24 protein-coding genes are annotated in these 25,418 nt (G+C 51.2%); 23 read left to right on the top strand and 1 reads right to left on the bottom strand.

Annotated elements, in window-relative coordinates:
* Positions 1-19 precede the first annotated feature (19 nt).
* The 4 genes from rpsA to AC1M7R_RS19440 all read left to right on the top strand — a co-directional run bounded on the left by rpsA (position 20) and on the right by AC1M7R_RS19440 (position 2,895).
* A complete protein-coding gene (rpsA, locus tag AC1M7R_RS19425) occupies positions 20-1,711 on the top strand; it encodes a 30S ribosomal protein S1 (RefSeq protein WP_072389364.1) in 1,692 nt (563 codons plus the stop codon).
* A 221-nt stretch (positions 1,712-1,932) separates the two neighbouring features.
* Positions 1,933-2,211 carry a hypothetical protein gene (locus AC1M7R_RS19430; protein ID WP_072389362.1) on the top strand — a complete coding sequence of 93 codons (279 nt, stop codon included), beginning with the start codon at positions 1,933-1,935 and terminating at the stop codon, positions 2,209-2,211.
* A 144-nt stretch (positions 2,212-2,355) separates the two neighbouring features.
* Positions 2,356-2,652: an integration host factor subunit beta gene (gene ihfB, locus AC1M7R_RS19435; RefSeq protein ID WP_003199243.1), complete on the top strand. Its 297-nt coding sequence runs from the start codon at positions 2,356-2,358 to the stop codon at positions 2,650-2,652.
* Between the two features lie 18 nt (positions 2,653-2,670).
* On the top strand, positions 2,671-2,895 hold the full coding sequence (locus AC1M7R_RS19440; protein WP_072430281.1) for a lipopolysaccharide assembly protein LapA domain-containing protein: 225 nt from the start codon (positions 2,671-2,673) through the stop codon (positions 2,893-2,895).
* Between the two features lie 539 nt (positions 2,896-3,434).
* Here the strand turns inward: AC1M7R_RS19440 and AC1M7R_RS19445 are convergent.
* Complete coding sequence (locus AC1M7R_RS19445) at positions 3,435-3,605, bottom strand: hypothetical protein (RefSeq protein WP_177305080.1); 171 nt, start codon at positions 3,603-3,605, stop codon at positions 3,435-3,437.
* Between the two features lie 795 nt (positions 3,606-4,400).
* Here AC1M7R_RS19445 and AC1M7R_RS19450 point away from each other — a divergent pair.
* The 19 genes from AC1M7R_RS19450 (at position 4,401) to AC1M7R_RS19540 (ending at position 25,403) form a co-directional block, all read left to right on the top strand.
* Positions 4,401-5,381, top strand: coding sequence for an NAD-dependent 4,6-dehydratase LegB (locus AC1M7R_RS19450; protein ID WP_072430282.1), 981 nt, complete (start codon positions 4,401-4,403; stop codon positions 5,379-5,381).
* A gap of 11 nt (positions 5,382-5,392) precedes the next feature.
* A complete protein-coding gene (locus AC1M7R_RS19455) occupies positions 5,393-6,550 on the top strand; it encodes a LegC family aminotransferase (protein WP_072430283.1) in 1,158 nt (385 codons plus the stop codon).
* A complete protein-coding gene (gene neuC, locus AC1M7R_RS19460; RefSeq protein ID WP_072430284.1) occupies positions 6,540-7,700 on the top strand; it encodes a UDP-N-acetylglucosamine 2-epimerase in 1,161 nt (386 codons plus the stop codon). The genes AC1M7R_RS19455 and neuC overlap by 11 nt, the downstream gene beginning before the upstream one ends.
* Complete coding sequence (gene neuB, locus AC1M7R_RS19465; protein ID WP_490609841.1) at positions 7,697-8,782, top strand: N-acetylneuraminate synthase; 1,086 nt, start codon at positions 7,697-7,699, stop codon at positions 8,780-8,782. Before neuC ends, neuB begins: the two co-directional genes overlap by 4 nt.
* A complete protein-coding gene (locus AC1M7R_RS19470; RefSeq protein WP_072430286.1) occupies positions 8,779-9,444 on the top strand; it encodes an acetyltransferase in 666 nt (221 codons plus the stop codon). The genes neuB and AC1M7R_RS19470 overlap by 4 nt, the downstream gene beginning before the upstream one ends.
* Positions 9,445-9,453: 9 nt before the next feature.
* Entirely contained in the window at positions 9,454-10,500 is a 1,047-nt protein-coding gene (locus AC1M7R_RS19475; protein ID WP_072430287.1) for a nucleotidyltransferase family protein, read from the top strand.
* Positions 10,501-10,537: 37 nt separating this feature from the next.
* The gene (locus AC1M7R_RS19480) at positions 10,538-11,239 is read left to right on the top strand and encodes an acylneuraminate cytidylyltransferase family protein (RefSeq protein WP_072430288.1); all 702 of its coding nucleotides are present in this window, start codon (positions 10,538-10,540) and stop codon (positions 11,237-11,239) included.
* Positions 11,240-11,371: 132 nt separating this feature from the next.
* On the top strand, positions 11,372-12,655 hold the full coding sequence (locus tag AC1M7R_RS19485; protein WP_072430289.1) for an MATE family efflux transporter: 1,284 nt from the start codon (positions 11,372-11,374) through the stop codon (positions 12,653-12,655).
* A gap of 233 nt (positions 12,656-12,888) precedes the next feature.
* On the top strand, positions 12,889-14,148 hold the full coding sequence (locus tag AC1M7R_RS19490; RefSeq protein WP_490609842.1) for a hypothetical protein: 1,260 nt from the start codon (positions 12,889-12,891) through the stop codon (positions 14,146-14,148).
* A gap of 64 nt (positions 14,149-14,212) precedes the next feature.
* Complete coding sequence (locus AC1M7R_RS19495; protein WP_490609843.1) at positions 14,213-15,316, top strand: N-acetyl sugar amidotransferase; 1,104 nt, start codon at positions 14,213-14,215, stop codon at positions 15,314-15,316.
* Positions 15,313-15,927 (top strand): imidazole glycerol phosphate synthase subunit HisH, encoded by a 615-nt coding sequence (gene hisH, locus AC1M7R_RS19500; protein WP_072430292.1) that lies wholly within the window; start codon positions 15,313-15,315, stop codon positions 15,925-15,927. The genes AC1M7R_RS19495 and hisH overlap by 4 nt, the downstream gene beginning before the upstream one ends.
* A 1-nt stretch (position 15,928) precedes the next feature.
* Positions 15,929-16,711 (top strand): AglZ/HisF2 family acetamidino modification protein, encoded by a 783-nt coding sequence (locus tag AC1M7R_RS19505; RefSeq protein ID WP_072430293.1) that lies wholly within the window; start codon positions 15,929-15,931, stop codon positions 16,709-16,711.
* A 31-nt stretch (positions 16,712-16,742) separates the two neighbouring features.
* Entirely contained in the window at positions 16,743-17,777 is a 1,035-nt protein-coding gene (locus tag AC1M7R_RS19510) for a polysaccharide biosynthesis protein (protein ID WP_072430294.1), read from the top strand.
* A gap of 4 nt (positions 17,778-17,781) precedes the next feature.
* Complete coding sequence (wbjC, locus tag AC1M7R_RS19515) at positions 17,782-18,900, top strand: UDP-2-acetamido-2,6-beta-L-arabino-hexul-4-ose reductase (RefSeq protein ID WP_072430295.1); 1,119 nt, start codon at positions 17,782-17,784, stop codon at positions 18,898-18,900.
* 22 nt (positions 18,901-18,922) lie between these two features.
* A complete protein-coding gene (wecB, locus tag AC1M7R_RS19520) occupies positions 18,923-20,053 on the top strand; it encodes a non-hydrolyzing UDP-N-acetylglucosamine 2-epimerase (protein ID WP_490610488.1) in 1,131 nt (376 codons plus the stop codon).
* A 14-nt stretch (positions 20,054-20,067) separates the two neighbouring features.
* A complete protein-coding gene (locus AC1M7R_RS19525) occupies positions 20,068-21,321 on the top strand; it encodes a glycosyltransferase family 4 protein (RefSeq protein WP_490609844.1) in 1,254 nt (417 codons plus the stop codon).
* A complete protein-coding gene (locus AC1M7R_RS19530) occupies positions 21,321-22,286 on the top strand; it encodes a UDP-glucose 4-epimerase family protein (RefSeq protein ID WP_490609845.1) in 966 nt (321 codons plus the stop codon). Before AC1M7R_RS19525 ends, AC1M7R_RS19530 begins: the two co-directional genes overlap by 1 nt.
* Positions 22,283-23,299 (top strand): MraY family glycosyltransferase, encoded by a 1,017-nt coding sequence (locus AC1M7R_RS19535; RefSeq protein WP_072430298.1) that lies wholly within the window; start codon positions 22,283-22,285, stop codon positions 23,297-23,299. The genes AC1M7R_RS19530 and AC1M7R_RS19535 overlap by 4 nt, the downstream gene beginning before the upstream one ends.
* Before the next feature lie 94 nt (positions 23,300-23,393).
* Complete coding sequence (locus AC1M7R_RS19540; protein ID WP_490609846.1) at positions 23,394-25,403, top strand: polysaccharide biosynthesis protein; 2,010 nt, start codon at positions 23,394-23,396, stop codon at positions 25,401-25,403.
* Positions 25,404-25,418 lie beyond the last annotated feature (15 nt).

The following is a 25,418-nucleotide window of genomic DNA, read 5'->3' on the forward strand; positions in this document are numbered from 1 at the left end:
CCAATCAACAGGAATTAAAATGAGCGAAAGCTTTGCGGAACTCTTTGAAGAAAGCCTGAAAACCCTGAACCTTCAGACAGGCTCCATCATCACCGGTGTTATCGTTGATATCGACTACCAGGCTCGCTGGGTAACCGTTCACGCTGGCCTGAAGTCTGAAGCCCTCATCCCGCTGGAGCAGTTCTACAACGACGCTGGCGAGCTGAACATCAACGTCGGTGACGAAGTTCACGTTGCTCTGGACTCGGTTGAAGATGGCTTTGGCGAAACCAAGCTGTCCCGTGAGAAAGCCAAGCGCGCTGAATGCTGGATCGTTCTGGAAGCGGCTTTCGCAGCTGAGGAAGTGGTCAAGGGCGTTATCAACGGTAAGGTTAAAGGCGGCTTCACTGTCGACGTTAACGGCATCCGTGCGTTCCTGCCAGGTTCCCTGGTTGACGTCCGTCCAGTGCGCGACACCACGCACCTGGAAGGCAAAGAGCTGGAATTCAAGGTCATCAAGCTGGACCAGAAGCGCAACAACGTTGTCGTTTCCCGTCGCAGCGTCCTGGAAGCCGAAAACTCCGCCGAGCGCGAAGCTCTGTTGGAATCGCTGCAGGAAGGCCAGCAGGTCAAAGGTATCGTCAAGAACCTCACCGACTACGGCGCATTCGTCGATCTGGGTGGCGTCGATGGCCTGCTGCACATCACCGACATGGCCTGGAAGCGTATCAAGCATCCTTCGGAAATCGTCAACGTTGGCGACGAAATCGATGTCAAGGTTCTGAAGTACGATCGCGAGCGCAATCGTGTTTCCCTGGGTCTGAAGCAACTGGGCGAAGATCCATGGGTTGCTATCAAAGCCCGTTACCCAGAAGGCACTCGCGTCACCGCTCGTGTTACCAACCTGACCGACTACGGCTGCTTCGCTGAGCTGGAAGAAGGCGTTGAAGGCCTGGTACACGTTTCCGAAATGGACTGGACCAACAAGAACATCCACCCTTCGAAAGTCGTACAAGTCGGCGACGAAGTGGAAGTCATGGTTCTGGACATCGACGAAGAGCGTCGTCGTATCTCCCTGGGCATCAAGCAGTGCAAGTCGAACCCGTGGGAAGACTTCTCTGGCCAGTTCAACAAGGGCGACAAGATCTCCGGCACCATCAAGTCGATCACCGATTTCGGTATCTTCATTGGTCTGGACGGCGGCATTGACGGCCTGGTTCACCTGTCCGATATCTCCTGGAACGAAGTGGGCGAAGAAGCCGTACGCCGTTTCAAGAAGGGCGACGAGCTGGACACCGTTATCCTGTCGGTTGACCCAGAGCGCGAGCGCATCTCCCTGGGCATCAAGCAACTGGAAAGCGATCCGTTCTCCGAGTACGTTCAAGAGAACGACAAAGGCGCAATCGTTAAGGGCATCGTGAAAGAAGTTGACGCCAAAGGCGCCATCATCACTTTGGCCGACGATATCGAAGCGACTCTGAAAGCCTCCGAAATCAGCCGTGACCGCGTTGAAGATGCGCGTAACGTCCTGAAAGAAGGTGAAGAAGTAGAAGCCAAGATCATCAGCGTTGACCGCAAGAGTCGCGTAATCCAGCTCTCGATCAAGTCGAAGGACGTTGAGGAAGAGAAAGAAGCTATCCAGAGCCTGCGCGACAAGCCAGCTACGGATGCTCCAGTAGCGACCACCCTGGGTGACCTGCTGCGTGCTGCACAAGCGGAAAAGCAGAACTGAGTTCTGGCTTTCTGTAAAAAAGGGCGACTTCGGTCGCCCTTTTTTGTGCCTGTTGTATTCTCGGTGTTCCTGGCGTTTCAGAATGATCGCTGTCAGGACGGCACTTGGGAAACCAACCCGCTCTTCAAATTGTCTCTTTATCAAGCGGATCAATCATCAATAGGATCTGATTCGAGCCTGGCCCAAATGATTGGGCTCAGGATCCTGGCTCAAGGATTCGGATGAAAAAGCTTTTGCTGATAGTGGCTGTTCTGGTTATGGCGGGTTGTTCTACAAGCGCCAAGACCCATGCGGTGCGCGGTGTAAGCGGCATCGAAGTCGACTGCTCGGGGTTGGGTTCCGGGTGGGAGAAGTGCCACAAGCGCGCTGGCAGGGAGTGCAAGGGGGCGGGCTACAAGGTAATAACTCGATCTGACGATGCCAAGGATGAGGACTGGTATCCCTTCGGCTTCAATCCCGCCGGGTACTTGACCCGTACCATGCTGGTCATCTGTCGATAGTTGGAAGAGCTTGGAGTGTCTGCACCAAAAAGGGATGGTCAGATGTGCAAAAGATTTGTCAATACTTGGGCTGTTCAAATCCTTCCGGGCATGCTAAAACCTTTCGAAGCACTGATCTAGCTGCTTGATAAAGAAGGGAAAAATATGACGAAGTCGGAGTTGATCGAACGAATTGTCACCCATCAAGGGCTACTCTCATCCAAGGATGTGGAGCTGGCCATCAAGACCATGCTTGAACAAATGTCCCAGTGCCTGGCAACCGGGGATCGAATCGAGATCCGTGGCTTTGGCAGTTTTTCCCTGCATTACCGTGCTCCGCGGGTGGGGCGTAATCCCAAGACCGGGCAATCGGTAAGCCTGGACGGCAAATTCGTTCCCCATTTCAAGCCAGGTAAAGAGCTCAGGGATCGAGTTAACGAAGAGGAGGGGGATGAGCTTTGACAAAGGGGAAGAAGATAAATGCGGAACTTTAGGCGCTTGGCGTTTTTCGTAGCTGCGCTGCTCGTGGCCTTGGTGATTGTCCTGTTTGTGCTGGAAAATAATCAGCCTGCCACGCTATTGTTCCTGGGCTGGCCTGCCCCCGAGCTACCCGTTTCGATTTGCGTCCTCCTGGCGCTGCTCGCTGGCATGATGCTTGGACCGTTCCTGTCTTGGTTCATGGGGAAGAGTCGACTCCTGAAATAATGGATGTGTAAGCCCGGGAGTCTTGGGTCACTATCAAAGATTCTCTGACTTTGATCAGTGCGGTTGCTTTCTCGTTCCTTACAAATTTCTTAAGTAAGTTTTTTATTATTCCGTTTACTCGGAGCGGTATTGGTGAGTTGAACTATAGGATGGGGGAAAGTCCCGAGCTGAAGCCCTATTTCGATCCATATGTATAAGACGTATTTGCTCGGAATCTTCAGGGCAAATCGTGCTTGCCCTGTTCCGAAGACGGCAGATACGTAATGTCCCTCAACCACACTCGGTCGGCGCGTGCGCCGCATGTCGTAGGCTCTGCATGGCGCACAGAGCGCTGGGCATATCTCGATGCTGACGCTGTCGGTAACTCGGAGTGCGCGATATAGCGACGACTCCGAGGCCAGGCAGTTATTTATCCGCTTATCTCGGTTCGATCTGGCTGGGCGGTAGGTGGGCATGCTTGGTGCCGTTGTACAGGTGAAGAAACGCTGCCGCCTGTGTTCATTCAGCGCTTTGGCCGGGACTGCTTGAACTTTTGTTGCTCAGGCAATCCGCCATCGTTTCTCGCTCAGCTTAATCATGAACAAGCTCGCACATTCAGCGGCGATCAGGGATTTCATTTCCGCCAACCAAATGTCGCCTGGTTGTTTGGAATCGGTCGCCAACACACATCCTTTGGCACTGGCTCGCTTGAGCGAGGCTGACAAGGGCATGCAGCAGCACTCCTCCCGTCGGGTAACCTCGGTCATTGTCAGGTTGGGTGGGGGGGGGGCAGCATTTCCAACAGTTCGGCTTTACGCCCGGCACGTCGACTCTCTTTCCGCCCCCAGGATAGTTTCCAGGTGAGTCTGGAGGAGGGGGGCTGGTAAAAACCATTTTCCCCTGTGGCTTGGCCTCGCTATCATTAGGGCTGCTGGCAAGTAATGCAGCAATGAGCAGCAGGTATTTAGCAGGGCTGGCTACGGAATAGGTCTAATTTTGGTACAAAATCGAGATTGTTTCTGATGCGCACGTCTGAATGCTCTCTTAGGGGGGGCATGTCGGGTAAGGAGCGAACCGTGAGCTCATGGGCGCTGCTGCGCTGGGCAGGCTTGGCTAAATTTGCGTAGGCTTGAAAAGCCTGTAGGTTCCATTTGGGCTTGTCGGCTCACTCATCGACTGCTGAGGCACTGCTCGGTAGGGTGGACATAGGTACAAATTTTCCAAGGCAATGGATAGGCTACGAAGCGGAGGGAGTTGCATCATGAATACTGAGAAAGTTTGGGTAGTTTTCCACGCTCCGCAAAGGATCTGTGCTTTCATCTTGTCCCCTAAGACTATTGAGGTGGCTCAATCGCATTTTATGGTGGGCGGTGCGAGTCGTAATGTCAATGTGCCATTGAGAAAAATTGAATCTCCGGGTCGGTGACATACCTATTGGTGTGAAATTTGACTAACGAATTAATAGAGCTGGCAAGCTTGAAATTGCCAGTTCGAATTTAAAAACTCAACCAGTACTGAGGTGGAAATTGAATAAAGTTTTAGTAACGGGTGCGGATGGGTTTATTGGCTCCCATTTGGTTGAGTTGTTGGTGAAAGAAGGCTATCAAGTAAAAGCGCTGTCTCAATACAATTCATTCAATTATTGGGGTTGGTTAGAAAATATCAACTGTCTTGATCAAGTGGAAGTCGTTAGCGGCGATGTCAGGGATCCGCATTTTTGTAAGCACATTACAAAGGGAGTTGATGTTGTTTTCCATCTTGCGGCATTGATTGCTATCCCATATTCGTATGTTGCTCCGGATAGCTACGTAGACACCAATGTAAAAGGTACATTGAATATCTGTCAGGCCGCCCTTGAAAATAATGTCAGCAGGGTGATCCATACTTCTACGAGTGAAGTTTATGGCACCGCTCAGTATGTGCCTATCGACGAAAAACACCCCCTACAAGCTCAATCACCTTACAGCGCTTCGAAAATTGGTGCCGACGCGATGGCCATGAGCTTCTTCAATGCTTTCGATTTGCCGTTGACCATCGCCAGGCCGTTTAATACCTACGGGCCTAGGCAATCGGCCAGGGCGGTTATTCCAACCATCATCACTCAAATTGCAAGCGGTCAGAAGCAGATTAAGCTAGGCGATGTCTCCCCAACCCGAGATTTCAACTACGTGGCTGATACCTGCCGGGGATTCTTACAGTTGGCGCGTTGCCAGGAAGCCATTGGCGAGACGGTAAATATTGGTTCCAACTACGAAATATCTGTACGTGATACGCTTGAGCTTATCAAAAAGCTGATGAACAGTGATGTGGAATTCTTGACTGACGATCAGCGCATGCGTCCAGGAAAATCGGAAGTATTCAGATTGTGGTGTGACAATACCAAAATAAATAAACTGACCGGTTTTGTTCCGAGTTATTCTATTTCTGAAGGCCTGCAACAAACAATCGACTGGCTTCTCGTTCCCGAAAATTTGGCTAAGTATAAAGCTGATATTTATAACGTCTGAGAGGGGGGAGTATGTTCGATTCGTTAATTAAATTCGTGCGTGAAGAATACGCTACCAATGACTACATTCCGCTGCATGCACCGGTCTTCAATGGTCGCGAACGTGATTATGTAGTGGAAACAATCGAATCTACATACGTATCGAGCGTAGGTGCCTTTGTCGATCGTTTCGAAAAAAACATGGCGTCCTATACTAGGAGTCCTCGGGCGACGGCGACGGTAAACGGCACGGCAGCTCTTCACACGGCGCTTGTTTTAGCTGAGGTAAAGGCCGGCGATCTGGTCTTGACTCAAGCGTTAACTTTTGTCGCGACCTGCAATGCAATCGCTTATTGCGGGGCGATGCCAGTTTTCATTGACGTTGATCTGCATACACTTGGATTTTCCCCTTCGGCCATGAGTAAGTGGCTTCAAGAGCATGCTTATCTAGACGATAATGGGCTTTGTCGCAACAAAACGACGCATCAGGTTATCCGAGCCTGTTTGCCGATGCACACGTTTGGGCACCCAGTAGATATCGATCACTTGGTAAAAGTTTGCCGGCTTTGGAATATAACCTTAATCGAGGATGCGGCGGAATCGCTCGGAAGTCTATATAAAGGGCAGCATACTGGAACATTTGGTGCTTTGGGAGTCCTCAGCTTCAATGGTAATAAAATTATTACCACGGGTGGCGGGGGGGCTATTCTTTCTAACGAGACACTTGGCATAAAAGCCAAACACCTGACCACAACGGCGAAGCAACCTCATCCCTATGAATATGTTCATGACGAATTGGGTTTCAATTATAGATTGCCCAACCTGAATGCTGCTTTGGGATGTGCGCAGCTGGAGCAGATCGACACATTTGTTTCAGCCAAGCGTGAGTTGGCGTCCCGCTACGCCTCGTTGTTGGCTAATAGCGAGCTGACTTTTTTCAAAGAGCCTCCTGAATGTCGCTCGAATTACTGGCTGAATACGGTGATTTGCGAATCTGTTGAGCGTCGTGATGCTCTTCTTAAAGCAACTAACGATAAAGGCGTTATGACTCGACCTATCTGGAAGTTAATGTGTCACCTTCCGCTTTACAATAAATGCATTAAAGGCGACTTGACCAACTCGCTGTGGCTGGAATCCCGAGTAGTGAATTTGCCGAGCAGCGTGTTGCCGGAGTTTCAGCGTGGCCAGTAAGGTTGCAGTTTTTACCGGTACCAGGGCTGAATATGGCCTTTTGTATTGGTTGATGAAGGATATAGAAAATAATCCTTCGTTGGACCTCAAAGTCATCGTGAGTGGTATGCATCTGTCCCCAGAGTTCGGAGAGACTTGGAAACAGATCGCTCATGATGGATTTGAGATTGATGCAAAAGTCGAAATGCTGTTGTCATCTGACACGGCGGTTGGCGTTGTCAAATCCATGGGCTTGGGATTATTGGGATTTGCCGAAGCCTTGGAGCGGTTGGCGCCAGATATACTGGTGGTGCTCGGGGACCGGTTCGAGGCACTAGCGATAGTGCAAGCTGCACTCATCATGAAAATTCCAGTGGCTCATATCCATGGTGGAGAAATAACGGAAGGGGCCTATGATGATGCTATTCGGCATGCCATAAGTAAAATGGCCGCCCTGCATTTTGTGGCCGCGGAACCCTATAGGCAACGTGTCATTCAAATGGGCGAAGATCCTGCACGAGTATTTAACGTTGGTGCCGTTGGCTTAGATCATGTGAAGCGGGGAGAGTTTTTGTCTCTCGAGGCGTTGTCTCAAAGCCTCGATTTCCAGATAGAAAGGCCTTTCATGTTGGTGACCTATCATCCGGTCACCCTTGCTGAAGAGGATCCTGAGCAGAGCTTCTGTGCTTTGCTGGGTGCGTTGGATTCATTTCCAGATCATCAAGTGATTATTACTTACCCCAATGCAGACAACGGCGGCCGTAGCATAATATCGTTGATTGAAAAATATGCAGCACTCAACCCTGACAGGGTGCTCGCCGTGCCATCGCTTGGGTTCAAACGCTATTTAAGTATATTGCAATATGCGAGTGTCGTAGTCGGTAACTCGTCAAGCGGAATTATCGAAGTGCCTTCATTTGGTTTGCCGACTGTCAATATTGGCTCGCGTCAGAAAGGCCGGCTGGCTGCCGAAACCGTTATCCCTTGTGAGCCTAGCGCCAGCTCAATTCGCCAAGCTATTTCCCTAGCGTTGTCCGAGGGCTTCTCCGATATGTGCAAACATGCAGAAAATCCCTATGGGCAAGGCGATGCCAGTCGGAAAATCGTACAGCAGCTGATAGGTTTCGACGGCAATACTTCAAAAAAATTCTATGATCTGGATTTACTATGAAAAGTTGCTCGCAAGGTGTGTACGTAATTGCAGAAGCTGGTGTTAACCATAACGGTCAACGGGACATGGCGTTGGCACTTGTTGAAGCAGCTGCAGCGTCTGGCGCTGATGCGGTGAAGTTCCAGACGTTTGATGCTGCTAAGCTGGCTTCCAAGAGTGCCCCCAAGGCTGCCTACCAAGTCAGGAATACCGACAATGCTGAATCTCAGCTTGCAATGTTGAAGAGGCTTGAGTTGCCAAAGGAGTGGCATCAGGATATCCAACGACACGCTCGAGATCTCGGAATCGAGTTCCTTTCAACCGCTTTTGATGCGGAGAGCTTGGACTTTCTATGCCGCTTGGAGATGCCTTTTTTCAAGGTGCCCTCCGGCGAATTGACCAATGGTCCATTGCTTTGGCAATTTGCCCGGACGCAGAAGCCCCTGGTGCTTTCCACTGGAATGGCCACGCTCAGTGAGGTTGAGCAGGGTTTGGCTATTGTTGCGCATGCCTTGGTCCATGAGCGTGAGCCAGAGAACATGGATGACGTTTGGCGTTCCTGGAGCGTTGCAGAAAACAGGCATAAATTGCTTGGACACGTGACCTTGCTTCACTGCACATCGCAGTACCCCACCCCTTGGGCCGAGGTCAATTTAAGGGCGATGGATACGCTCGCAAACGCTTTTGGTCTCGAGGTTGGATATTCGGACCATACGGAAGGTGCGTTGGTCTCTATTGCTGCTGTGGCAAGGGGAGCCAAGGTCATTGAAAAGCATTTTACGCTTGATCGGACTTTGCCAGGGCCTGATCACAAGGCATCCCTCGAGCCGAATGAGCTTAAAGGCATGATCAATGATATCCGGGCCTTAGAGCAAGCTATTGGTAGTGCGTGCAAGGCTCCGCAAGCAAGCGAGTGGGATACACGCAAGGCCGCCCGGCAGCAGGTCGTAGCAAATCGTCAAATAGCAAAAGGAACTGTGTTGTCCCGTGAAGACCTTACAACGGCGCGCAGTTGCGGTGGCGTACCGGCTGTTGAACTATGGAGTTTGATCGGAAAAGTCAGCCCGCGTGAATATGCCGTGGGCGAGGCTCTCGAGCAGTGAAACTTGTAAAGACTGTAAAGTCCGTAGTGCTAATCGGCGCAGGAGGCCATGCTAAGGTTCTTCTTTCATTAGCGACATCGGCGGGGTTTGATGTCATTGGTGTATGTGCTCCTGAATTTAAATCCAAAGAAGTGAAGGAGTGGCGTGGCGTCGAGGTGCTTGGTGATGACGGTTGTATTGAGCAATTAGATCCCGCAGAAGTTGGACTTATCAATGGAATTGGCCAGGTCACTCATAATAATTTTCGAGAAATAATATTCAAGCACTACCGAGCCAAGGGATTTAGTTTTCCTGTATTGGTTCATCCCTGTGCTTCAGTCGACTCCACTGCGAACCTTGGCCAAGGCGTTCAAGTCATGGCGGGTGCTACCATACAGGCTGACTGCGACATCGGTGAAAATACAATCATCAATACCCGTGCGAGCATTGATCATGACTGTAATGTCTACGCTAACGTACATATTGCCCCCGGTGCAGTGGTTTGTGGGGGTTGTACTATTTGCGAAGGGGCTTTCGTTGGCGCTGGTGCTACCATCGTTCAGTCGTTGACCGTGGGAAAAAACTCTGTGATTGGAGCCGGTTCGGTACTGGTGAGATCGTTACCAGCTGATCGCATATCGTTAGGTGCCAAACCTCATATTACCCGACGACTAAAGAATTAAGAGGCAAGAATGAAACAGTGGCAGTTAACGCTTGTTAGTCCAGACATCGCTATGGAAGAGGCTATCGCTACGCTGGATCGCGTTGCGATGCGTATAGTACTGGTGGTAGATGACCAACAAAATCTCTTAGGTACAGTGACTGACGGAGATATACGCCGGGCGCTACTGAAAAAACTGCCGCTCAACGGTCCTATCAAGGATATCATGTGCTTGTCGCCGAAAACTGCTCGGATGGGTTGGACGAAGGCGCGTATCCTTTCCATAATGGAGCAATATAAACTTCTTCAACTTCCGATCTTGGATGATCAGGGCAAGGTGATTGGCCTTGAGACCTTGCATGATCTTCTTGATAAGCCGCGCCGTGATAATCCTGTGTTTCTCATGGCTGGTGGTTTTGGAACTCGATTGAGACCGCTGACTCATAACTGTCCCAAGCCTTTGCTCAAGGTTGGGGATAAGCCAATTTTGGAACTGATCTTAGAGCGCTTCATCAGCTCTGGTTTTCATCGGTTTTATATTTCCACTCATTACATGCCGGAGATGATCCGAGACTATTTTGGCAACGGTAGTCAATGGGGTGTCAGCATTACTTATATTCATGAAGAGGCCCCCCTGGGCACGGGGGGGGCACTAGGACTTCTTCCTCACGATGAGATAGATATGCCATTGTTCATGATGAACGGAGATTTGTTGACTACCTTGAATTTCCTGAACCTGTTGGAATTTCATGAAACGCACAATGGCGTTGCCACTATGTGTGTAAGAGAGTTTGAATATCGCGTCCCTTATGGCGTTATTCAGAGCGAAGGGCACAGAATAATCTCGATGGTCGAGAAACCGGTCCAGCACTTTTTCATCAACGCTGGTATCTATTTGCTGTCACCAGAGCTGGTGAAAAGCGTTCCGGCTGGTGAGCGCATTGATATGCCTACGCTATTGGAACGAGAGATTGAGCTCAATCGAAATGTGAATATGTTTCCTGTGCATGAGTATTGGCTTGATATAGGTCGTATGGAGGACTTCCAGCGTGCTCAAAGTGAATTTTTAAGTTTGTAGTTTTCTGCTTGTCTGATTTTTTGTCACTGGGGGGTTCATGAAAACGTACGCTTTTATATTTGCAAGAGGTGGCTCTAAGGGCCTGCCTGGTAAGAATATTAGAAACTTGGCAGGTCAGCCTTTGCTGGCCTATTCAATCAATGTGGCCAAGCAGGTAGAAAGTATAGAGAAAATATTTGTATCAACGGATTGTCCCCAGATAGCTGCCATTGCGAAACAGTACGGCGCAGAGGTTATTGAACGACCAGAAGAATTGGCGGCGGATACATCGGCCGAGTGGAAATCCTGGCAGCATGCGATCGAAACTTTAGAGCAGCGCGGTGATCCTTTTGATATTTTTTTGAGCCTCCCTGCTACCAGTCCATTGCGAAATGCCGATGATGTACGCAAATGCCTGGATTCAATCAAAGACGCTGATGTTGTTGTGACTGTGACTCCGGCGGCAACCAACCCGTATTTTGCAATGTTGATTCGGGATGATGCTGGGTTAAGTAAACTGGTATGTGGAGATGGCACCATTACTCGGAGGCAGGATGCTCCGGCTGTCTATGATATGACCGGAGTTGCTTATGTAACGCGGCCTTCTTACATCAAAGCGTCAACAGGACTGTTTGGTGGTCGGTTGAAATCTGTTGTGATCCCGCGGATGCGCGCTGTCGATGTGGATGATATCTATGATTTTAAAATGGCGGAAATGTTCGTCCATGATGAAAATCTGAACAAGGAACTAGACGCCTAATGCCGAGGCATGTGGTGTATTAATTCGTAGTATATGACACTACCTCACGGCGGGAGAATCCAGTTTGCATTATTCTCCTGTCCAAGGCAGCGGATTTTTTGTTTGGGAGCATTGACTCGGTTGTTAAATAGAATGCTGACGTTGGTGGGGCGCGAGAAAGTTAAGCGTATTATCAATTTAAATTTAAGGGCGGCTACGCTCGTTAGTAAATTTGCCCTTATTTTTTTTATGGCTAAGTACCTTGACGCTAAAGATGTCGGTGTCTACGGCCTGGTAGCGGCTACTATTGGATATGCAATTTATCTGGTTGGATTTGAGTTTTACAATTATTCTACGCGGGAGATAATAGGTTCCGATCCAGATCTTTTATTTGGCTATCTTAAAGATCAAGTAGTGCTTTATGCCCTGGCGTATGTTCTTGTTTTTCCGCTGATAGTTTTTTTCTTTTCGAGTGGATTTATCTCGATAAAGTATATTTATTGGTTTGGTTTTCTATTGGTCGTTGAGCATCTGGCTCAAGAGCTGAACAGAGTTTTGGTTGCTGTTTCGCAGCAGATGCTGGCCAGTGCAGTCCTGTTTGTCCGCAGTGGTGTCTGGGGGCTGCTTGCCATACTGGTCATGTTTCTATCGCCCACTTCGCGAAATTTGAACTTTGTCTTTGCGCTCTGGTTTTCGGGATGCGTGTTAGCGCTGTTTATGGGTTTCTGGGGTTTGAGATCATACAGCAGCCGTTCTTTTTTCAAGCCGGTGAATTGGCTGTGGATAAAAAAAGGGCTAAGGTTGGTATGGCCGTTGCTGATCGCCAGCCTTTGTATTCGTGGCATTTTTACAATTGACCGTTACTGGATAGAGCGGGTGGCTGGTCTGGATGTCTTGGGTGCGTATGTTTTGTACATAGGTATGGCGACAGCTGTTCTTTCGTTTTTAGATGCGGCCGTAATAGTGTTTTTTTATCCGAAGCTTATTCTTTTCGCCAAGTCTAGCGATTATCATCAATTCTCGATCAGTATGCGTGGACTTAGTTTTAACGTAATTGGCTTTACCTTGTTTTTGTCTGTTGCCTGTTACTTTTTTGGGTGGGGTATGGCGCTATGGTTGGATAACGTTGTTTATGTTGAGTATTTCTATATTTTGAAGTGGTTGATTTTGGCTATGGCTCTATATGCCTTCAGCATGATTCCCCATGTGGGGCTCTATGCGCTTCATAAGGACTCGCATATATTTTTTAGTCAAGTCGGTGGGTTTGTGGTTTTTCTCGTATCTTATTTTTCGATGCGCATGGCAAACGTTGATGGGGTCTCGGCCGTGCTCTGGGGTATGTGTAATGCTTTTGCGATGATATTTCTATGGAAATCTTTGGCTTATGGTTTTGGCTTTCGCTTGATTAAGAAGGAAGGTTGTGGTGCTAAAGCCTAGCAGGGCTTTCCATGAGGCAAGTTAAAGTTGTCATGTGTTTTCATTGCAACGAAATTGGGTGTCTGGTTTCTTCGATATGTTATGTATCTTTATGAGGTATTCTGGACGGTGGCGATGATTTTATATTGCCTCGTTTGTACTGATTTTTGAGAATGCACTGAATTTCTGCCCGTGATCAGATGTTTTTTGCCTGAGAGAGGCATTTTTTTCGGAGAGTCAAGGGGGAATATATAATGGATAATAAAATTCGCAAACGATTGAGGTTGCTTGCCCATTATCTCGCCGCTACAAAAAATGAAATAGCTGTTGATGAGAGTGTTTATTCGCTGTGCGCGTGCGATCCAAGTAAGCTGGCGTATGCGCCTCGTCCCGCAAAATTTTTAAGTTTCATACGGTCAAGTTCTTTCTTCGCTCGAATTTTTATTCAGGTCGTAACCTTGCTGTGGCGCATGGGGCTCGATAAATGTTGGTTTCTATTTGACTTCTTAAGGTTATTGATCGGGAAGGAAAAGTTTGATTTAAGGTTCTTGAGTTTGCCTTCGGACAAGCCTGTTGCGCTAGCTTTTTCTCCGCGGGCTTTGAGTGTGCTCGAGTCGGTTGATGCGTTAAATCATTCCAGTTGTCTGGTTAAGGGGCCTGGCAGTGACGGACTAGTGGCGAATCCAGAATTAACAGTTTTGGATTATTCGTCTCTTCTGACCTGGTGGGATTGCGTTCAGGCGTTAAGACTTTCCTTTTTTATTTCCAGTCGAATGGGGCATAAGGCTGCGTTTAAAGTCTGGAGGCTACAAAGTTACACTGCATTCAAGTGGATTGTATTTTATTTGGCAATTGAAAAAATACCTTCGCATAAATTTGTCATAACTGATCATTACGATCGATGGGCTGTTCTCATTGATCGTCTGGTCGCTGAAAATAAGGCACAGTCAGGTCTGATAATTGTTCAGCATGGTTCCCTTGTAGGGTTGTCTTCAACAAGTATGGAGGCCACTTTCTCAGTAAAAATTCCCACCCGGTTGAGGAGTGTGGATAAGCTATATGTTTACAATGAGGCATCTGCCGAGGTATTTCGCAAATATATTATATTCTGCGGCAATCTCAAGCGTGATCTTGATATTGAATGTTTCAAACCCAAAATTTCATTGACTCCTGTGTCTTCGGGTTTCAGCGTGCTGATTGTCGGACATGCTATATGTGAAAATTTTCACTTGTTTCTGTATGACCGAATAATGTCGGATTCCTCTATTGACTTTTTTTACAAGCCGCACCCGACGGTATCTCCGAGCAAGGAGGTTAGGGCGAGGGGCTGGCATATGATCGAGCAGGCTGATTTCTTTCCCAGGGTCGATTTGCTAATATCCTACCCTTCTACCTTGGTCGCTGAGTATGAGGGGAGCGGAATAGGTGCGATTTTGCACCCGTTGGCTATTCAGCCCGAGGAATACGAATCGGTTTTGTCTAAAATAACCAATAAGCTGCAGTCAGCGAAGTAGTGTTGAGTGGGAGGGGGGGGGGATGAGCTACGCTGGAGAATACAAAATTTGCTCTAGATGTATTATGGATACGAGTGATCCTAATATAAAATTTGATGAGCAGGGTGTTTGCGAGTATTGCAATAATTTTGAGAACGTTATCAAGCCTAGTTGGTACACTGATGCTCGTGGCCAAGCTGAGCTTGAGGCGTTGGCTGATAAAATTAAAGCTGACGGCGTTGGTCGTGATTTCGACTGTATCATAGGCCTTAGTGGTGGTCTTGACAGTTCTTATTTGTGCTATGTCGCCAAGGAAATCATGGGGTTGCGACCCCTCCTGTTTCATGTTGACGCAGGCTGGAATACTGACCAGGCGGTGGGAAATATTGAAAAGCTGGTTGACGGTCTTGGCTTGGAGCTATACACCGACGTTGTCAACTGGGAAGAAATGAAGAGTTTGCAAGTGGCTTTCCTAAAAGCGCAAATCCCGGATCAGGATATCCCGCAAGACGCAGCTTTTTTTTCGGGGCTTTACCGGTTTGCAAAAGCCAACAAAATAAAGTACGTACTGACAGGCGCCAACTACTCTACGGAATGTTGCCGCGAACCGGAGGAATGGGGAGGCTACCCCGGTATCGACAAAATACTGATCAATGATATCCACGGTAAATTTGGGACTCGCAAGCTCAAGACGTTCCCTCTCGTCGATATACTATCCTACAAATTATATTATCGATATGTCTTGGGTATGCAGGTTGTGCGCCCGTTAAATTTATTGCCTTATATAAAGAGCGATGCGGAAAATACGCTGGAGCGCTTGTTTGGCTGGAAGCGTTTTCAACACAAGCATCATGAATCCAGATTCACACGTTTCTATGAAGATTACTGGATGCCGCGCAAGTTTGGATATGAAAAGCGTCGTGCTCATTTCTCCAGTCTCATCATGACCGGACAGATGACTCGCGAGTCCGCCCTGGAGCGCATCGCCAAGCCGGAACTGGATGAAAATTTTCTGACGTCTGAGTTTGAATATGTTGCGCACAAGTTAGACTTGACTGTACCTGAACTTCAGCGCATTTTCGAGGGCGAAAATAAAACCTACCGTGATTACAAAAACAAGCGCTTCCTGATCGGAATAGGTGCCCGGATACTCAGTGCAATCGGATTGGAAAAACGGCTGTTCAGATGATTACCATCATTGACTATGGTCTCGGAAATATCCAGGCTTTCGTGAACGTTTATCGACGTTTGCACATCCCCGTTACCGTCGCTCAGACAACTGCGCAATTGGACGGTGCGACCAAGTTGATCCTTCCTGGGGTCGGCGCGTTCGACCACGCCGTTCAACGGCTTGGTGCCTCGGGCATGCGTCCCGCGCTAGAAGAATTGGTCTTGGGACACAAAGTCCCGGTACTGGGTGTCTGCGTAGGCATGCAAATACTGGCGAACAGTAGTGACGAGGGCTCCCTGCCTGGCCTTGGCTGGGTGCCCGGTTGCGTTCGATCATTCAAGTCTGTTCCGGGCCTGACCGAGTTACCTCTGCCGCACATGGGCTGGAACGATGTCAGTCCGGCTGGGAACTCCGCGTTATTCAGCGGTTTTGAGAACGATGCGCGTTTTTATTTCCTGCATTCGTTCTTTTTTGAATGCGAAGAGGCTCGGCACAGCGAGGCTACATCTTCCTACGGTTTAGCGTTCAGCTGCGCCGTGCGCGCTGAAAACGTTTATGGCGTCCAGTTTCACCCTGAAAAGAGCCACCATTTCGGCGTCGGACTACTGAAAAACTTCGCGGAACTATGACATGTTGAGACCCAGGATCATTCCTTGCTTGCTGATTCAAGACGGCGGGCTGGTGAAGACAGTGAAGTTCAAGGATCCCAAGTACGTTGGGGACCCGATCAACGCGGTGAAAATCTTCAACGAGAAAGAGGCCGACGAATTGATCGTGATCGACATCGACGCCACGGTGAACGCTGTCGAGCCTAATTACGCTCAGATTGCCAAATTGGCAGCGGAGTGCCGCATGCCGTTGTGCTATGGCGGGGGCATTCGTACCGCGCAGCAAGCCAAGGACATCATCGCGTTGGGCGTTGAGAAGGTCGCCATCAGCTCGGCAGCGTTTGAAACCCCTCAGTTGATCGGTCAGATCGCTGAAGAGATCGGTAGCCAAAGCGTTGTAGTGGTCCTGGACCATAAAGCCCGCCTGTTGAGTAAACAGCAGGAGGTCTGGACACACAACGGCACGCGGAACACCAAGCGCAGCGTTCTTGAAGCGGCTCAAGAGTTTGAAAGACTCGGAGCCGGAGAAATCGTGCTTAATTCCATTGAAAACGACGGCAGGATGAAAGGCTACAATGTTGAGCTTGCCGTTAAGCTTCGGGAGACCTTACGCATCCCCATTACCATCCTGGGTGGCGGCGGTTCGCTTGAGGACATGCGCGACGTCGTGGCAGCTTGTGGCGTAGTCGGCGTGGCGGCGGGCAGCTTCTTTGTGTTCAAGGGCGCATACCGGGCTGTGCTGATCAGCTATCCGAGTGCTCAGCAGAAAAACGAAATTATTTATTCAGCTCTACGAGCTCGGTAGTTCTCCGGGTTCGCGGCAAGGGTCAGGTCATATGTTCAACGGCAAGAAACTTCTTATTACCGGCGGTACTGGTTCTTTCGGTAATGCAGTGCTCAAGCGTTTCCTGGATACCGACATCGCGGAGATACGCATTTTCAGCCGCGATGAAAAAAAACAGGACGACATGCGCAAGCGTTACAGTAACGCCAAGCTGAAGTTTTACATCGGTGATGTGCGTGATTACCAAAGCGTGCTGAATGCCACTCGCGGTGTTGACTATATTTTCCATGCCGCAGCCCTCAAACAGGTTCCGTCCTGCGAGTTCCACCCCATGGAAGCGGTCAAAACCAACGTTATCGGCACTGATAACGTGCTCGAGGCTGCTATTCAAAATGATGTCCGGCGGGTGGTTTGCCTGAGTACCGACAAGGCTGTCTACCCCATCAATGCGATGGGCATTTCCAAGGCTATGATGGAAAAGGTCATGGTCGCCAAGTCGCGTAACGTCGATGAGAGCAAGACGGTTATCTGCGGCACACGCTATGGCAACGTCATGGCTTCTCGGGGGTCGGTCATCCCTCTGTTCGTCGAGCAGATTCGTGAAGGGAAGTCATTGTCGATCACCGACCCGAACATGACTCGGTTCATGATGACCTTGTCCGATGCGGTGGACCTGGTGCTCTATGCCTTCGAACATGGCAACAATGGCGATCTTTTTGTACAGAAAGCGCCTGCAGCTACGGTGGAGACCCTGGCGCAGGCATTGACGGCCATGCTCGGCCTGCCCGATCACCCGATCCAGATCATTGGCACACGCCATGGCGAAAAGCTTTATGAAGCGTTGCTCAGTCGTGAGGAAATGGCCTGTGCGGAAGACATGGGCGCCTATTTCCGTGTCCCGCCGGACTTGCGTGACTTGAACTACAGCAAGTTCGTGGAGCAAGGTGAGGAAAAAATTTCCCATACTGAGGATTACAACTCGCATAACACTGAGCGCCTCGACGTTGAGGGCATGCAGAAGTTGTTGTTGAAGTTGGAATTCATGCGGGCCATCCAGCGTGGCGAGCATGCCACTCCAGAGGAGTGAGCCTATGAAGGTCCTTATTACGGGCGCCAACGGCTTCGTCGGCAAGAATCTTGTTGCACACCTGCAGGAGCGTCGAGATGTTCAGGTAGTCCGATTTGGTCGCGAGCAAGCCGCGTGTAACTTGGCGTCGATGCTGGACGGCGTGGACTTCGTTTTTCATCTGGCCGGCGTCAATCGACCGCAGCGTGTCGAGGAGTTCAGCGAAGGTAATAGCGGCCTGACCGCAACATTGTGCGCGGCAATCAAAACCACCGGTCGGTCGATTCCCGTGATCTACACCTCGTCCATACAAGCCGAGGTGGACAATCCCTATGGAGCGAGCAAGCGAGAGGCAGAGCGCGCACTGCTTGAACTTTCAGAACAGCGAGGCTCACCGGTCTATCTCTATCGTTTGCCCAACGTTTTCGGAAAATGGGCTCGGCCTGACTACAACTCGGCTGTAGCGACGTTCTGCCATAACATCGTTCGTGACTTGCCGATTACCGTCAATAACCCACTCGCCCCCTTGCAGTTAGTGTATATCGACGATGTGATCAAAAGCTTCATCGACGTAATGGATGGCAATGCCGCTCAGGGCCCTTATCTGGATGTCCAGCCGGTCTACGACACTACGGTCGGAGCGCTGGCGGAACAATTGCAGGCGTTCAAGCGCAGCCGGGAAACCATGGTGACCGAACGGGTCGGGACTGGTTTGGTCCGTGCGTTATACTCGACGTATCTAAGTTACTTTCCCCCTGAAGTATTCACCTACGAATTGCCCAAGCATGGTGATGCGCGGGGCGTATTCGTCGAAATGCTCAAAACTCCGGATGCGGGTCAATTTTCCTATTTCACTGCCCATCCAGGTATTACGCGGGGAGGGCATTACCATCACAGCAAAACCGAAAAATTTCTGGTTATCAAGGGCCGTGCCTGCTTCCGTTTCCGGCATATCGTCAGCGGTGAGTTCTATGAACTCTACACGGACGGCGATACCCCACGAGTGGTCGAGACGGTGCCAGGCTGGACGCATGACATCACCAACATTGGTGAAACCGAAATGATCGTAATGCTGTGGGCCAACGAGATATTTGATCGTGAACGGCCAGATACCTACACCATGGCTGTTGGCACCCAGGCCTGAAGGATTAGTAATGAACACTGCAGTGAAAAAACTGAAAATCGTCACCGTCGTAGGAACTCGTCCGGAAATCATCCGTTTGTCCCGGGTCATGGCTGCGTTGGATAAGTACTGTGAACACGTATTGGTGCATACAGGACAGAACTACGACTATGAACTGAACGAGATTTTTTTCCAGGACTTGGGCATTCGCAAGCCCGATCACTTCCTGAATGCCGCTGGAAGTACCGGTGCCGAAACCATCGGTAATGTGATCATCGCGGTGGATCGGGTGTTGGCGACTATCCAGCCGGAGGCTTTGCTGGTCCTGGGCGATACCAATAGTTGCATGGCGGTCATTCCTGCCAAGCGCCGCAAAATCCCTACTTTCCACATGGAAGCCGGGAACCGCTGTTTTGACATGCGTGTTCCCGAGGAAATCAATCGGCGCATCGTCGATCACACAGCAGATATCAACCTGACCTACAGCACCATCGCTCGTGATTATTTGCTGGGCGAGGGGTTACCTGCCGATCGTGTGATCAAGACGGGCAGCCCGATGTTCGAGGTGCTCAACCATTACCGTGACCGCATCGTGGCGTCAGACGTCTTGGAACGGCTTGGCCTGGAAGCGGGCAAGTTCTTTGTGGTCAGCGCACACCGGGAAGAGAACGTCGACTCGGATAAGAACTTCCTCAAGATGGTCAAGGTACTCAATACCATTGCCATCACGTTCGACCAGCCCGTGATTGTTTCTACCCATCCGCGTACTCAGAAACGCGTGGATGCAATGGGTATCGTCTTCCATGAGAACGTTCGACTGCTCAAGCCCCTGGGCTTTATGGACTACAACAAGCTGCAACTCGAATCCCATGCCGTTCTATCCGATAGTGGCACCATCAACGAAGAAGCGTCCATTCTTAATTTTCCTGCCTTAAACCTGCGTGAAGCTCATGAGCGGCCTGAAGGAATGGAGGAAGCGGTAGTGATGATGGTGGGCCTGGAGGTCGAGCGTGTTCTACAGGGGCTGAATATTCTCCAGACACAGCTGTCAGGTACCGAGCGCAGTCTGCGTCTGGTGGCGGACTACAGCATGCCCAACGTTTCTGAAAAGGTTGCCAGGATCGTTCACAGTTACACCGACTACGTGAACCGTGTCGTCTGGAAGCGGTATTGAGTCGAGTTGTGAATATGTCTGAGAGTAAGCTGAACATCCTGGTTGTTACGCAGTATTTTTGGCCGGAAAACATGCGGATCAACGATCTTGTTCGTGATTTCACCGAAAAAGGGCATTCGGTCACGGTGCTCACCGGGGTACCCAATTATCCGGAAGGGAAGGTATTTGAAGCCTACAAGTCCGCACCGCATCAGTTCGACGACTACCATGGTGCGAGCATTGTCAGGGTTCCCATGATCCCGCGTGGAAAGCGCAGCATCCAGTTGATCATCAACTACCTCAGTTTTTTTACCAGCGCTTCGACCGTCGGCACCTATGCACTGCGGGGTCGTGCTTTTGATGCCGTATTTGTCTACGCCGTGTCCCCCATCATGGCGGCGATTCCTGCCTTGGTCATCGGTCGCCTGAAGAAAGCTCCGGTGTTCATCTGGGTTTTGGACCTATGGCCTGAAACGCTGCGGGCGGTGGGCGTATTGAAAAAGCCGGCGTTATTGGCTCTGGTGGGACGAATGGTGTCGTGGATCTACAACCGCGCAGACTATTTGCTACTGCAATCCAATGGCTTCCTTGAAAACGTCAAAGGCTACTGTACGCGGCCTATAGGTCTGGAACGTCTGGTCTATTTCCCCAGTTGGGCTGAAGACGATTTCTCGACGACGGCGGCTCTCTCGACCGGGATACTTGCACGTGACGAGTCGGTATTTACGGTGGTGTTTGCTGGGAATCTGGGCGAAGCCCAGGATTTCCCTGCCGTGCTGGACGCGGCTGAACGACTGCGTGGGAAAGTAGCTGTGCGTTGGGCCATCGTGGGGGATGGTCGAATGAGTGAGTGGCTGGGACAACAGGTCAGCGCACGCGGCCTGGATAACGTACTGCTTTTGGGCAGACATCCACTGGAAGCCATGCCTGCGCTGTTCGCCAACGCCGATGCGTTGTTGGTCTCATTAAAAACCAACGATGTATTTGAAAAGACCATTCCGGGCAAGGTCCAGGCCTACCTGGCTTCTGGCAGACCTCTGCTGGGCATGATCAATGGTGAAGCCGCACGCGTCATCAATGAGTCGGGTGCGGGTTTCACATGCGCATCCGGTGACGCAGAGGGGCTGGCCCGCATCACTAAAGCCCTAGCCGAAACGTCGCCCATTCAGCTCAAGGTGATGGGTGAGAGGGGCCGCAACTATTACCTCCAGCACTACTCCAAGCAGCGTTTACTGGCGCGCTTGGAAGACATCTTCAGAAACGCCACGCTACGGAAGGTAGACCGCTGATGCAGCACTGTATTCTTATGACCGGAGCGAGCGGGTTTGTCGGCGGTGCATTGCTCGAGCGCCTGCACACGGAGCCCGAGAAGTCGGTGATTGCGGTGGTTCGTGGTGACAGGCGTTTACCGGCGCCGGTAAACACCATACGGATCGAGGCATTTTCTCCGCAGACCCAATGGCTATCGCACCTGACCAATGTGGATACCGTCATACATTGTGCGGCGCGTGTGCATGTGATGAATGACAAGGAAGCCGATCCACTGGCTGCTTTTCGGCAGGTTAACGTCGTGGGCACGCTCAACTTTGCGCGGCAGGCGGCGCAAGCCGGTGTCCGCCGCTTTATTTTCATCAGTTCCATCAAGGTCAATGGGGAAGGCACTTCGCACGGCCGCCCTTATCATGCGGACGATCTGCCTGCCCCGGCCGACCCGTATGGCGTCTCCAAGCAGGAGGCCGAGGAAGGTCTGCGCCAGCTTGCGCAAGCGACAGGAATGGAAGTGGTTATCATCCGGCCTGTTCTGGTGTATGGCCCGGGGGTGAAGGCGAACTTCCTGAGCATGATGCGTTGGCTGGACAAAGGTGTGCCATTGCCATTCGGTGCCATTGATAACCGGCGCAGCCTGGTAAGTATCGATAATCTGGTGGACCTGATTGTCACATGCATCGACCATCCGGCGGCGGCGAACCAAACGTTCCTGGTCAGTGATGGTGAAGACTTGTCGACAACTGCGTTGCTCAGTCGGATGGCTTGTGCACTGGGCAAGTCGGCCCGATTGATACCGGTCCCAAGCTGGATGCTCGAGCGTGGAGCCAGCCTGTTAGGTAAAAAAGCGCTGTCTCAGCGCCTGTGTGGTTCATTGCAAGTCGATATTGAGAAAACCCGGACACTTTTGAGTTGGATCCCACCCGTGAGTGTCGATGACGCCTTGGCCAGGACCGCACGGCACTTCAGGATGAATCAAGCGAAATGATGTACTTCTGGTTGTTTTTCTCTGTCGCGATGGCTTCGCTGCTCATGACGGCTGGCCTTCGTCGCTATGCCTTGGCACGCAGCATCATCGATATACCCAACGCACGCAGCTCACATAGCATCCCGACCCCAAGGGGAGGGGGCGTGGCGATCGTGGTTGCGTTCCTGGTGACATTGCCATTGCTGGGACAACTGGGTCTGGTGTCGCTCGACTATCTGGTGGCGTTGGGGGGGAGCGGTGCGTTGGTCGCTATCGTGGGATTCATGGACGATCATGGTCACATTGCCGCACGTTGGCGATTGCTTGGGCATTTCAGCGCGGCTGCTTGGGCGCTGGTATGGCTTGAGGGGCTGGCGCCCTTGGACCTGTTTGGCGTCCGCTTCGACCTCTCCTGGGTTGGACATGTTCTCGCTGCTTTTTATTTAGTCTGGCTTCTCAACCTGTATAACTTCATGGACGGCATTGACGGTATCGCCAGTATAGAGGCGGTGCTGGCCTGTGTCGGAGCGAGCGTGCTCTACGTTTTGTCGGGTTTCACCGACCTGATCTGGCCCCCGTTGATACTGGCTGCTGCGGTACTGGGTTTTCTGTTCTGGAATTTTCCACCGGCAAAAATTTTCATGGGGGATGCAGGCAGTGGCTTCCTGGGTATTGCGCTTGGGATCATGTCGCTGCAAGCGGCCTGGGTTTCACCAGCCTTGTTTTGGGCTTGGCTGATTCTGTTAGGGGTGTTTATCGTCGATGCGACGGTCACGCTGATTCGTCGGTTCTTACGGGGTGACAAGGTCTACGAGGCACACCGCAGCCATGCTTATCAGTTTGCCTCGCGCCACTACGGTCGCCATCGTCCGGTCACGCTGGCAGTGGCTGCAATCAACGTGCTGTGGTTGTTCCCCGTGGCGTGGTGCGTCGTGATGGTGAAGCTCGATGGGCTGACAGGCCTGTTGCTGGCTTACGTGCCGCTGGTGTTGTTGGCCTTCAAGTTCAAGGCCGGTCAATTGGAGAGTGCCTGAATCCTCAAGTAGAGAAGCAGATAATGGTAAGGGAAGGCTGTAGCCGTGCAGTCTTCATGAGAAGGGATAGGAAGGACAGGTGTTGGAAACATTCATGGATAGACTTCGCGTCGCATTGCTGAAGCTGCCACGTCGGCAGAAGCGCCTGCTGCAGGTTGTGGCCGATGTGCTGTTGGTCTGGCTCGCTTTGTGGTTGGCATTCGTGGTGCGCCTTGGCTTTGACGACATGGTCAATCCATTCGTCCATCATCCATGGCTACTGGTCAGCGCTTCGTTGATTGCCATTCCCTTGTTCGTACGATTCGGGATGTATCGGGCAGTCATGCGTTACCTGGGCAACGATGCCCTGGTCGCGATCATCAAGGCGGTCAGCCTGAGCGCGCTTGTATTGGCGCTCGTGGTGTATTGGGGGGCTTCCTACATGGCACCCGTGCCACGTTCGGTCATTTTCAATTACTGGTGGCTCAGCCTGGTGATGATCGGCGGCCTGCGACTGTTCATGCGCCAGTACTTCATGGGCGATTGGTTCATCCCCGCCCATCACGTGCCTTTTGTAAACCGTACCACCGGTCTTACCAAGGTAGCGGTCTATGGTGCCGGTGCCGCTGGTAATCAGTTGGTGGCTGCCTTGCGCATTGGGCGAGACATGCAACCGGTGGCATTCATTGATGACGATGTCGGTATCGCGAATCGCATGATTGCCGGCTTGCAGGTGTTCAAGCCCAAACATATTCAGAAGATGATTGAACTCACCGGGGCCCAGGAGGTGCTGTTAGCCGTTCCTTCGGCGAGCCGTGCGCGGCGACGTGAGATCCTGGGGTATCTCGAAGGTTATCCGCTGCACGTACGCAGTGTTCCGGGTTTCATGGACCTGGCCAGCGGTCGTGTGAAAGTCGACGACATCCAGGAGGTCGACATCGCGGACTTGCTGGGACGGGATGCGGTCCCTGCACAACCTGCCCTGCTGTCGCGCTGTATTCAGGGCAAGGTAGTTCTGGTCACGGGCGCGGGTGGGTCGATCGGTTCCGAGCTCTGCCGCCAGATCCTCGCCCTGGAGCCTTCCACATTGTTACTATTCGACCACAGTGAGTTCAACCTTTACAGTGTCTTGAGCGAACTGGAAGATACCATTGCCCGACAATCGATCTCTGTAAATGTATTGCCAATCCTGGGATCCGTGCGCAACGCGAATAAATTGTTCGACACGATGATTTCCTGGAAGGTCGAGACGGTATATCACGCCGCAGCCTACAAGCATGTGCCTCTGGTCGAGCACAACATCGCCGAAGGCCTGTTCAACAATGTCATCGGTACGTTAAATACCGCACAAGCAGCGTTGAAGGCTCAGGTTGAAAATTTCGTGCTCATTTCCACGGACAAGGCCGTGCGCCCGACCAATGTCATGGGCAGTACCAAGCGTTTGGCGGAAATGGTCTTGCAGGCCCTGAGTCAGGAGGTTGCCCCGGTGCTGTTCGGCGACAGCGGGAATGTCGCACGGGTCAATAAAACCCGTTTCGTCATGGTGCGCTTCGGTAACGTGCTGGGATCGTCAGGCTCGGTTATCCCGCGCTTCCGCTTGCAGATCAAGTCCGGCGGGCCCATCACCGTTACCCACCCCAATATTACACGCTATTTCATGACCATCCCGGAGGCCGCCCAGTTGGTGATTCAAGCGGGCTCGATGGGGAGAGGAGGGGACGTATTCGTATTGGACATGGGCGAGCCGGTGAAGATCGCCGAGTTGGCGCAGAAGATGGTTCTTCTGTCCGGCTTGAGTGTACGCTCTGAAAAAAATCCGCACGGTGATATCGCGATCGAATTTACCGGACTGCGGCCAGGTGAAAAACTCTATGAGGAGTTGCTGATCGGGGATAATGTAGTCGCGACCCCGCATCCGATGATCATGAGTGCCAATGAGGACCATCTGCCTTGGGAGCAACTCAAGATAAAGTTGGACGAACTGATGGCTGCCGTTGACAGGGACGAATATTCACGAGTCCGCATGCTTTTGCGTGAAGTGGTCAGCGGTTATACCCCTGAGGGAGAAATTGTCGATTGGATATTCCAACAGCGTCGCTTGATACCAAAGCATAAGGACTGCTGAACAAGCCGGAGCGCT

Source organism: Pseudomonas sp. MS01C9, from assembly GCF_058202755.1.